General features: G+C 71.8%; 7 protein-coding genes. 3 read left to right on the top strand and 4 right to left on the bottom strand.

The window, feature by feature from the left end:
• Positions 1-105 precede the first annotated feature (105 nt).
• From ACZ7G1_RS04215 to arsL, 4 genes are read right to left on the bottom strand one after another with little or no spacing between them, the layout of a single operon-like run.
• Complete coding sequence (locus tag ACZ7G1_RS04215) at positions 106-891, bottom strand: methyltransferase domain-containing protein (protein WP_470875393.1); 786 nt, start codon at positions 889-891, stop codon at positions 106-108.
• 19 nt (positions 892-910) lie between these two features.
• Positions 911-2,017: a GTP-binding protein gene (locus ACZ7G1_RS04210; protein WP_470875395.1), complete on the bottom strand. Its 1,107-nt coding sequence runs from the start codon at positions 2,015-2,017 to the stop codon at positions 911-913.
• A gap of 37 nt (positions 2,018-2,054) precedes the next feature.
• Positions 2,055-3,323 (bottom strand): GNAT family N-acetyltransferase, encoded by a 1,269-nt coding sequence (locus tag ACZ7G1_RS04205; RefSeq protein WP_470875397.1) that lies wholly within the window; start codon positions 3,321-3,323, stop codon positions 2,055-2,057.
• A 30-nt stretch (positions 3,324-3,353) separates the two neighbouring features.
• Positions 3,354-4,604 (bottom strand): arsinothricin biosynthesis radical SAM protein ArsL, encoded by a 1,251-nt coding sequence (arsL, locus tag ACZ7G1_RS04200; RefSeq protein ID WP_470875399.1) that lies wholly within the window; start codon positions 4,602-4,604, stop codon positions 3,354-3,356.
• Positions 4,605-5,297: 693 nt separating this feature from the next.
• Here arsL and ACZ7G1_RS04195 point away from each other — a divergent pair.
• The 3 genes from ACZ7G1_RS04195 to ACZ7G1_RS04185 are packed head-to-tail and all read left to right on the top strand — an operon-like array spanning position 5,298 to position 8,751.
• Positions 5,298-6,197, top strand: a complete 900-nt coding sequence (locus ACZ7G1_RS04195; protein ID WP_470875401.1) for a phosphate ABC transporter substrate-binding protein — start codon at positions 5,298-5,300, stop codon at positions 6,195-6,197.
• Positions 6,197-8,032 carry a phosphate ABC transporter permease subunit PstC gene (gene pstC, locus ACZ7G1_RS04190; RefSeq protein WP_470875424.1) on the top strand — a complete coding sequence of 612 codons (1,836 nt, stop codon included), beginning with the start codon at positions 6,197-6,199 and terminating at the stop codon, positions 8,030-8,032. Before ACZ7G1_RS04195 ends, pstC begins: the two co-directional genes overlap by 1 nt.
• Positions 8,020-8,751 (top strand): ATP-binding cassette domain-containing protein, encoded by a 732-nt coding sequence (locus ACZ7G1_RS04185; protein WP_470875403.1) that lies wholly within the window; start codon positions 8,020-8,022, stop codon positions 8,749-8,751. Before pstC ends, ACZ7G1_RS04185 begins: the two co-directional genes overlap by 13 nt.
• Positions 8,752-8,822 lie beyond the last annotated feature (71 nt).

Below are 8,822 nucleotides of genomic sequence, written 5' to 3'. Positions count from 1 at the left end.
TCTCCGCCCCCCCCCCCCCCCCCTCCCCCCCCCCCGCCCTCCCCCCCCCCCCCCCCCCCCCCCCCCCCCCCCCCCCCCCCCCCCCCCCGCGGGGTACGGCCGGGGTCAGCAGCAGTCGCCGCCGGGGGCGCACTCGGACGCCGCGGCGGCGGCGTCGACCGGCTTGTTCGCGCGGATGATCGCGGCGTGGAGGCCGTCGGCCGCCTCCTGGGTGAAGACGACCTCCGCGTCCTTCAGGCCCACCGCGTCGAGGAGTTCCTTGTACTCGGAGACCGACAGGGCGCCGGCGATGCACTGGCTGTGCCCGCCGCGCTCGGCCCGCTCCTCGGGGCTGAGCCGGTCCTCGGCGACGACGTCGCTGATGCCGAGGCGTCCGCCGGGGGTGAGGACGCGGGCCATCTCGCCGAAGACGGCCGGCTTGTTCAGCGACAGGTTGATCACGCAGTTGGAGATGATCACGTCGACGGTGTCGGCGGGCAGCGGGATGGACTCGATCGTGCCCTTGAGGAGGACGACGTTGTCGACCTCGGCGTCCTCGACGTTGCGGGCGGCGAGGGCGAGCATCTCCTCGAGGAAGTCCAGGCCGAAGACGCGGCCGTCGGGGCCGACGCGCCGGGCGCTGAGGATGACGTCGAGGCCGCCGCCGGACCCGAGGTCCAGGACCGTCTCGCCCTCGCGCAGTTCGGCGACGGCGGTCGGGTTGCCGCAGCCGAGGCTGGCGAGGAGGGCGGTGTCGGGTGCGGTGCCGGGGCCGATCTCGTCGTACGCGGCGGGACCGAAGGTCTGCGGGTCGGGCGAGCAGCATGCGCCGCTCGTCTCGGCTTCCTCGGCCTTGGCCTTGTAGTACGCGCGGACCTCGTCCTGGAGGGTGCTCGTGGTGTTGTCGCTCATGAGCGGTGGTCCTTCTGGGTCAGGCGCCGGCGGGGGCGAGGCGGTGCACGGGGCGCGGGTAGGAGGGCTTGAACGACACGGGGGTGGTCGCCGATGAGGTGACGGCGGCGACGCCGTCCGCCGCCGCGACGGCCTCGGTGACGGCCGCGTCGAGGGCGTCGGGCTCACAGGCGACGCGGGCGTTGACGACGGCGCGGCCGGTCGGCGCGAGCGCGGCGGCGGCGCGGTCGAGGGTGGGCTGTCCGCCGGACTCGGTGAGGCTGAGCTTGGCGAAGTCGCCGTCGGCGGTCTCCACGGTGATCTTGGCGTGGCCGATGACCGCGCCGTTCTCCGCGGCCCACGCGGAGAGCTCCCCGAGGACGGTGCGGGCCCAGGTGGTCGCGTCGAACCCGTCGCCCGCGGCGGTGAGGTCGAGCTCCTGGTTCATCCAGGCGAGCTGGGCCTCGGCGGCCGCGTAGCGGTCGTAGTCGATGTCGAGGACGACGTCCTCGTTCCCGGCCGGCGCCTGCCAGGCGTCGAGCAGCGCGTCCAGGCGGTCGCCCGTGGTGGCGGAGTACCCGACGACGGTCGCCTTGGGGTTGCTCGCGCGGAGCGCGGCGAGGATCTCCTCGGCCCGGTCGGCCTTGATGGTGTCCAGCTTGTTGACGGCGATGACGTCGGCCTCGGTGACCTGCTGGCGGAAGAGGTACGACAGGTCCGACTCCGGCTCGCCGCGCTCCGCGGCGCGGGCGAAGGCCAGGTGGCGCAGCGGGTCGACCACGGTGGTCAGGGGGGCGACGACCATGTCGTCGCCGTAGTACTGGCGCAGCGGCCGGACGACGGTGGCCTGGAGGTCGGTGCAGCTGCCGACGGCCTCGGCGATCACGGTGTCGACGCTGTCGGAGGAGACCAGCGCGACGATGGCCTCGACGAGGTCCTCGAACTTGCAGCAGAAGCAGCCGCCGGTGACCTCGGCGACGCTGTCGAGCTTGCTGCGCACGAGCTTGGTGTCGACGAGCTCGACGCCCTGGTCGTTGGTGATGACGGCGACCTTGCGGCCCTGCGCCTGGAGCGCGAGCGCGGCGGCGGTCATGGTGGTGGTCTTGCCCGCCCCGAGGAATCCGGTCAGGGGGATGAAGGTGATCATGTGGTCCTTCTCGTCCTTGTCGTGGAGTCGGGCGGGGTCAGCCGCAGCAGCCGCTGTCGCCGGAGCCGGAGTTGCCCAGGAGGGGCAGGTTCGCGGGGCGGGCGGCGGCCGGGGCGGCGGCGCCGAACGCGACGCGGCGGCTGTTGCCGAAGGCTTCGAGCCAGGCGCTCGCCTGCGGACGCAGCGCCGGGTCGGCGAGCAGCATCGAGGTGGTGACCTCACGCGGGGTGCAGCCGCGGAGGGCCTTGGCCTGGTGGGCGCCGGCGCCGAACTCGACGGTGCGCAGCCCCTCGGCGTAGGCGTCGCGGACGGGTGCGTCGAGGACGAGGGCGAAGTAGATGCCGCTGCGCTCGCCGATCGCGGCGTAGTCGAAGCCGGCCCACTTCGGGAAGAGGCGGTGGTTCTTGCGGATGGTGACGCAGGTGGCGACCAGCGCGCCGTCCTTGTAGCCGAGGTAGGCGCGGACGTCGGCGCCCTCGTCGATGAGCGCGGAGAGGATGCCGACGATGTGCTCGGGCTCCTCGCCTGCGCCGTTCTTCTCCCGGTTGAGGCAGGTGAGTTCGGCGATGCGGGCGACGTACGGGCGGATGTCCGCGCCGTCGACGCGCTTGATCGTCACTCCGGCGGCTTCGGCCCGGCGGACGTCGCCCTTGATGCGCTGGCGCTTCTTGAGCGGGAGGGCGGCGAGGTGGCCTTCCCAGTTGGGCGCGTCGAGGCTCATGAAGTCCTCGTAGCCCCAGAAGGTGCTGGCGGCGCCGGCCGCGCCGAGCGCGTCGACGAGGGCGTTGTTGCCGGTGCGGGCCGGGATCCAGGGGGCGACGATGCACTTGATTCCGGCTTCGAAGGCGGCCGGGACCAGCTTGTCGACGATGGCGCCCATCAGGGTGGGGGTCCAGAAGTTGTAGGCGACCTCGGTGCGGTAGCCCAGCGGCGACCCGAGCAGCAGGGTCGGGAAGAAGGGCTCGGTGCCCAGGGCGTCGACCTCGGCGCTGCGTGCCGCGTCGGTCTCGGCGCCGCAGCAGACCTCCTCGCCGGAGGGCGCCTGCCAGCCGAGGTAGGTGCGCGGCTCGTGGTCGACGACCGGCGGGGTGGTGAGGATGTAGCCGGGGAGGAGGGCCAGTTCGCCGCGGGCGCGGTGGGCGAGGGTGTGCCAGGGCTGGAGCTCGGGCAGCACCTTCTCCGTGGCGCGGAGCCAGGTCGGGCCGAGGTAGGGCCAGGAGTCGGTGAGGCCGGCGAGTTCTCCGCTCCAGTCCATGTCGGGGAGGGTCTGGCCGGTGGAGATGACGACGCGGGGTGATCCACCCATGTCAGTTTCCTTGTCTGTCGATCGGGTGGGTCAGCACTTCACGCAGCAGCGGATCTTGCCCGCGTCCTCGGCGTCGGTCCGGCGCTCCTGCCAGAGCGCCTCGACGCGCTTGTCGGGGTGCGTCCACTCCACCCAGAAGCCGCGGTCGACGGTGGCGATGTCCTCCATCCACGGCGACGAGAGGAGCGGGGAACCCTTGAAGAGCAGCAGCCGGGTCTGCAGGGCGGTGGGGTCGGTGACCCGGGCCAGGCCGGTCTCGACCAGCCAGTCCTCGAAGCCGAGGAGTTCCTCGTACTCGATCCACGGGGTGAAGGGGATGAAGGTCGGGTAGAGCTCGAAGCCGATGCGCTCGGCCTCGGCGATCGCGTCGCGCATGTGGTCGACGTCGATGTGCTTGTCGAAGATGCGCAGGATCCGGTTGGAGGGGAACTCGAGCGCGCACGTGACGCGGCGCAGCCCGAGCGAGACGAGCTTCTCCAACTCCTTGGTGTAGTCGAGGACGTGGTCGACTCGCGTGGTGAACTCGAAGGTGATGGGGCCGATTTCCTCCACCAGCCGCTCGACCACACCGATGCCGATGGTGCGGGAGTTGAAGAACTCCGCGTCGATGAAGCAGAAGTGCCGCACGCCCTCCTCGGCCAGCTGCAGGGCGTCGGCCAGGACGCTGTCGGCGTCGTACGCGGCGACTCCGCCGTCGTAGGCGCCGTAGACGGAGCAGTAGGTGCACTTGTGGTGACAGCCGCGGGACGCCTCGATGTTGCCCATCAGGCCGAACGGCGAGTGGTGCGCCGGGTAGTGCACGAGGGAGGGGAACAGTTCGCGGGCGGGCGCCGTGACGGAGATGCGCCGGCGCGGCGGCTTGGGCCGCATGCCCGTGTGCGTCATGAGCGCGGGCACCTCGTCGAGGGCGAGGGAGCCGCCGGCGAGCTGGACCAGCTCCTCGGCGATGAGCTCGGGCTCCTCCATGATGATGCCGGCGGCGACCTCCAGGAACTCCCGGTGGTTCATCTGGGCGTACTGGCCGAAGGTGACGACGGTGGTGCCGTACGCCTCCGATACGCGGCGCGCGAGGGCGATTCCGCGCTCGAGGCCCTCGAACTGCTGGACCGACACGAGCGTCAGGTCGAAGGGGCCTTCGGGGATGGCGTCGGGAAGCAGGTGTGCGTCCCAGCCGACGACATCGGCGCCGTGCTGCCGCAGGGCCGCTGCCGCACAGGCGGACGTCAGGGGCTGGAGCTCCGCTTCGAACGCGGAGGCAACCAGGACTCGGGGACTACTCACACTTCCCCCCAGGGAGTGATCAAGGAGCGAGACGGGTCGAGACGGGGCCGGGTCAGAGCCCAAGGCCGGCAACGACGCTGTCGGCCGACGGCCGGAACCCTGCCAGCGTTGAGCGATGTATGTCAATAGATCGATGAAGGACTGGAAGGCCACCCCTCCACACCGCCGTGGCCTGAGAGTCCTACTGCCCCGATTCGCCCTCGTCTGTTGCTGGTTGCGAAGTGCGACCGTTCCCTTGTTTCGCGGTGTTTACACAGCTTGAGGCCGTTCGGCACGGAGTCTGCGAACGATTCCCCCTACGTGTGCGGATTTCGCGGCCCACCTCAGCCGAAGCAGCAGCCCCACTGACGCATGGCTGGAATTCAATCGTTGATCGTCGATGATTCAAGGACAGCGAGAGGTCGCCAGGAGGGCACGGAAGCGGTAACGTTCGGCCACGGCGTCACGGTCCGCACCCGGGGTCAGCGGGTGTACGGGACCGGCGTCGAACTCTTCCTCGGGCCCTTCAAAGGGGAGTGGGCCCAGCACCGCTCCCGGAGCGCCCGCGGTCTCGTCAGGCGGGGCACGCAACCCGTCCTCAGGACGCCAGATCCGCGTAGTTCATCCCGACGGCCAAAGGCCGGCCCGCACCGCGGGACCGGTGATCCGCCGTCGCGCTCTCCCCTTCCCACCCCTCACCGCAAAGGCACCGCCATGTCTTTCCTGTCCTCCGAAACCACCGCACGGCGCGCCCGTCAGGGCGCCTCGGTCGCCTCCGCCGCTCTTCTCCTGTCCGCCGCCCTGACCGGCTGCGCGGGCTCCGCGAAGGCCGGCTCGGACGCCATCCAGGCCAGTGGCTCCACCACCGTCGCCCCGGTCGCCTCCGACGCCGCCGAGGCGCTCAAGTCCAAGGGCCTGAACATCACCGTCGCCACCCAGGGCGGCTCCGCCGGCGGCATCTCCCAGCTCGGCACCGGCCAGATCAACATCGCCCTCAGCTCCAAGCCCCTGTCCGACAAGGACCACAAGGCGTACCCCGACACGGACTTCGTCACCACCCAGATCGGCGCGGACGCCGTCGGCGTCATCATCACCAAGGAAGTCGCCGACGGCGGGGTCAAGGGCCTGTCCAAGGTCCAGGTCGCGGGCCTCTTCGAGGGGAAGATCACCAACTGGAAGGAGGTCGGCGGCCCCGACCTCCCGGTCTTCGTGTACGACAAGGAGCCCGGCCGCGGCACCCGCGAGGTGCTCGACAAGTTCATCTACGGCAAGGGCGAGGCGCCGGCCCCGCCGAAGTCCGCGAACTACGCCGTCGTCGGCGGCAACCTGGAGACCCGCAACAAGCTGAAGTCCACGCGCGGTTCCATCGCCCCGCTGTCGACCGGCTTCATCGAGGGTCACCCCGACCTGGTCGCCGTCCCCCTGGAGGGCATCGCCCCCACCCTGGAGAACGTGGCGTCCGGCAAGTACCCGATGACCCGCCCGCTGTACATGATCACCAACGGCAAGCCCCAGGGCACCGTCAAGCAGTACATCGACTACATCCTCTCGGCCGAGGGCCAGAAGCTGCTGCCCAAGCACGGCTACCTCACCCGCGAGCAGATGGGCCTCTGATCATGGGTCTCACTCTGGAGCGCCCCGCCCAGGCGCCCGGACCCGCCGTGTCGCGGCCCTCCTCCGGGAGCGGCCGCGGCAGCCGGGCGAGATGGGTCTGGAGCTGGGCCTACAGCGGCATCCTGTCCGTACTGCTCACCCTCGCGGTCCTGCTCGGCTACCTGGTCACGGGCATCGCGAGCGGAACGGTCGACTGGCCCGCCCTGCTCACCTCGTCCACCTGGAGCCCGGGGAACCTCGCCTTCGGCGGCCTGGCCATGATCTACGGATCGGCGGTCGTGTGCGTCCTGGCGCTCGTGCTCGCCGTCCCGGTCGGCTGGGCCGCGGCCGTCGCCCTGTCCGAGTACCTGCCGCCCCGCCTCGCCAAGCCGCTGCGCCTCAGCATCGAACTCCTGGCGGCGGTCCCCTCCATCGTCTACGGCCTGATCGGCATCATGGTGATCCGGCCGTTCGTCGCCGACCTCGGTGACGTGCCGGGCGGGGACAGCCTGCTCGCCGCCGGCATCGTCCTCGCCGTGATGATCACGCCCACGATCGTCGCCGTCAGCGTGGACGCGCTGGCCGCCGTGCCCGGCAGGTACCGCGAAGCCGCGTACTCCCTCGGTCTCACCCGCCGGGAGGTCGTCCGGTCCGCCATCCTGCCCCAGGCGCGCCCCGGCATGCGCGCCGGAGTCATCCTCGGCCTGGCCCGGGCACTGGGCGAGGCCATCGCGGTCTTCATGGTCATCGGCCGTGCCGACGGACGGCTCCCGGAATCGCCGGGGGACGTCCTCTCCTCCCTCGTAAGCCCCGGTCAGACGCTCACCACCAAACTGGCCGGGCCCGAGCCGATGCTCGCGGGCACCTCGGGCCCGTACTTCGCGGCCCTGTGCGGCCTGGGTGTCATCCTGCTCGCGCTGGTCGCCGTCGCCACCGTCTGGGGAAGCCGCGGCACCGCGGGACGGGCGGCGCGGGCTCCCCGTGTCCGGCGGTCCTCCGCGTGGCTGCGCACCCCCAAGGACCGGATCACCACCGTCATCCGTCTCGGGGCCCTGCTGCTGCCGGGCGCCCTGCTCGTCGGCATGCTCGGCATCCTGCTGGCCCGCGGCGGCGCGGCGCTCAACCCCGCCTTCTGGTTCTCGGCCTCCGAAGGCGCGGCGGGCGGCGGCATCCGCGACCAGATCGTCGGCACCCTCCTGCTCCTCGCGACCGCGGCGCTGATAGCGCTGCCGCTGGGCTACGGAGCGGGCGTCGTGATCGGCACGCGGGCCTCCGCCAGGACCGCCCGTGTCCTGGAGACGATCACCGTGGCGGTCGGCGGGACGCCCACGATCCTGCTGGGCCTCGCCGGATACGTCCTCTTCTGCACGACCATGGGCTGGGGCCGCTCCTGGCTGGCCGGTGCCGTCGTCCTGGTGCCCGTGGTGGTGCCGGTGATCGCGCTCACCACCGCCGGCCGCATCCGGAGCATGCCGGGCGAGATCACCGAGGCCGCGATGGCCCTGGGCCTCACCACCTCCCAGTACGTGCGCTCCGTGGTCATTCCGTACACCTGGCCGGCCACGCTCACCGGCCTGCTGCTCGGTCTGGCCCGCGCGGCGGGCGAGACGGCCCCCCTGATCTTCACCGCCACGGTGTTCTTCGGGGCACCCGCGCTTCCCGGCGGCATCGTCAACTCCCCGGTCCAGGCGCTGCCGACGCACATCTTCACCCTGTCGCAGGACTCGGGCGCCCCCGAGGCGATCGCCCAGGCATGGGGCAGCGCCCTCGTCCTGGTCCTCATCACCGCGGGCCTGCTCAGCCTGGCGGTCCTCCTGCGCAACCGCTTCGAAGGAGCACGACGATGGACGACGTGACCACCGCCACCACCCCGGACGGCTCGTCCGGAACGACCGTCATCGCGGTCCGCGACCTGGAGATCCTCACCGGCGCCAAGCGGCTCGTCGGACCGGTCTCGTTCGAGCTGTCCGCCGGGTCCACCACCGGCCTGTGCGGCCCGTCGGGTGCCGGCAAGTCCACCGTGCTCCGCGCCCTGGTGGACCTGCTGCCCCACGGTCTGCGCCGACAGGGCGAGGTGGACGTCCTGGGCCGTCCCGTCCGGTACGGCAAGGGCGACTCCGACCTGCGCAGCACCGTCGTGCTCGTACCGCAGACTCCGGTCGTCTTCGGCGGCAGCATCCTCGACAACGCCCTGTTCGGCCTCCGCCATCTGGTGCGCGCGCCCCGGACCGAGATGCGTGACCGGGTGGAACAGGCCCTGCGCGAGGCGGGCTTGTGGAACGAGGTCTCCACCCGCCTCGACACACCGGCCCAGAACCTCTCCAACGGCCAGCGCCAACGGCTCTGCCTCGCGCGCGCCTTGGCCCTCGAGCCGGCGGCCCTGCTGCTCGACGAGCCGACCAGCGCCCTCGACGAGCGGAGCCGTGACACGGTCGAGGAGTCCATCGCCGCGCTGCGCGGCAACCGGACGGTCCTCCTCGTCTCCCACGACCCCGCCCAGGTGGAACGTCTCTGCGACCGCACCATCCGCATCGCCCTGCCGGCCGCCGCCGAACCGTCCCCGGCAGCGGTCTGAACCCTCACCCACCCCGGGGGGGGGGGGGGGGGGGGGGGGGGGGGGGGGTGGGGGGGGGGGGGGGGGGTGGT

This window comes from Streptomyces sp. NPDC037273, from assembly GCF_055603625.1.
This window is presented reverse-complemented; position numbering and strand designations above follow the sequence as displayed.

What these genes read in the sequence shown, in the direction of transcription:
- ACZ7G1_RS04215 (WP_470875393.1), bottom strand. Translation starts at nt 891, where the DNA reads ATGAGCGACAACACCACGAGCACCCTCCAGGACGAGGTCCGCGCGTAC.
- ACZ7G1_RS04210 (WP_470875395.1), bottom strand. Translation starts at nt 2,017, where the DNA reads ATGATCACCTTCATCCCCCTGACCGGATTCCTCGGGGCGGGCAAGACC.
- ACZ7G1_RS04205 (WP_470875397.1), bottom strand. Translation starts at nt 3,323, where the DNA reads ATGGGTGGATCACCCCGCGTCGTCATCTCCACCGGCCAGACCCTCCCC.
- ACZ7G1_RS04195 (WP_470875401.1), top strand. Translation starts at nt 5,298, where the DNA reads ATGTCTTTCCTGTCCTCCGAAACCACCGCACGGCGCGCCCGTCAGGGC.
- ACZ7G1_RS04185 (WP_470875403.1), top strand. Translation starts at nt 8,020, where the DNA reads ATGGACGACGTGACCACCGCCACCACCCCGGACGGCTCGTCCGGAACG.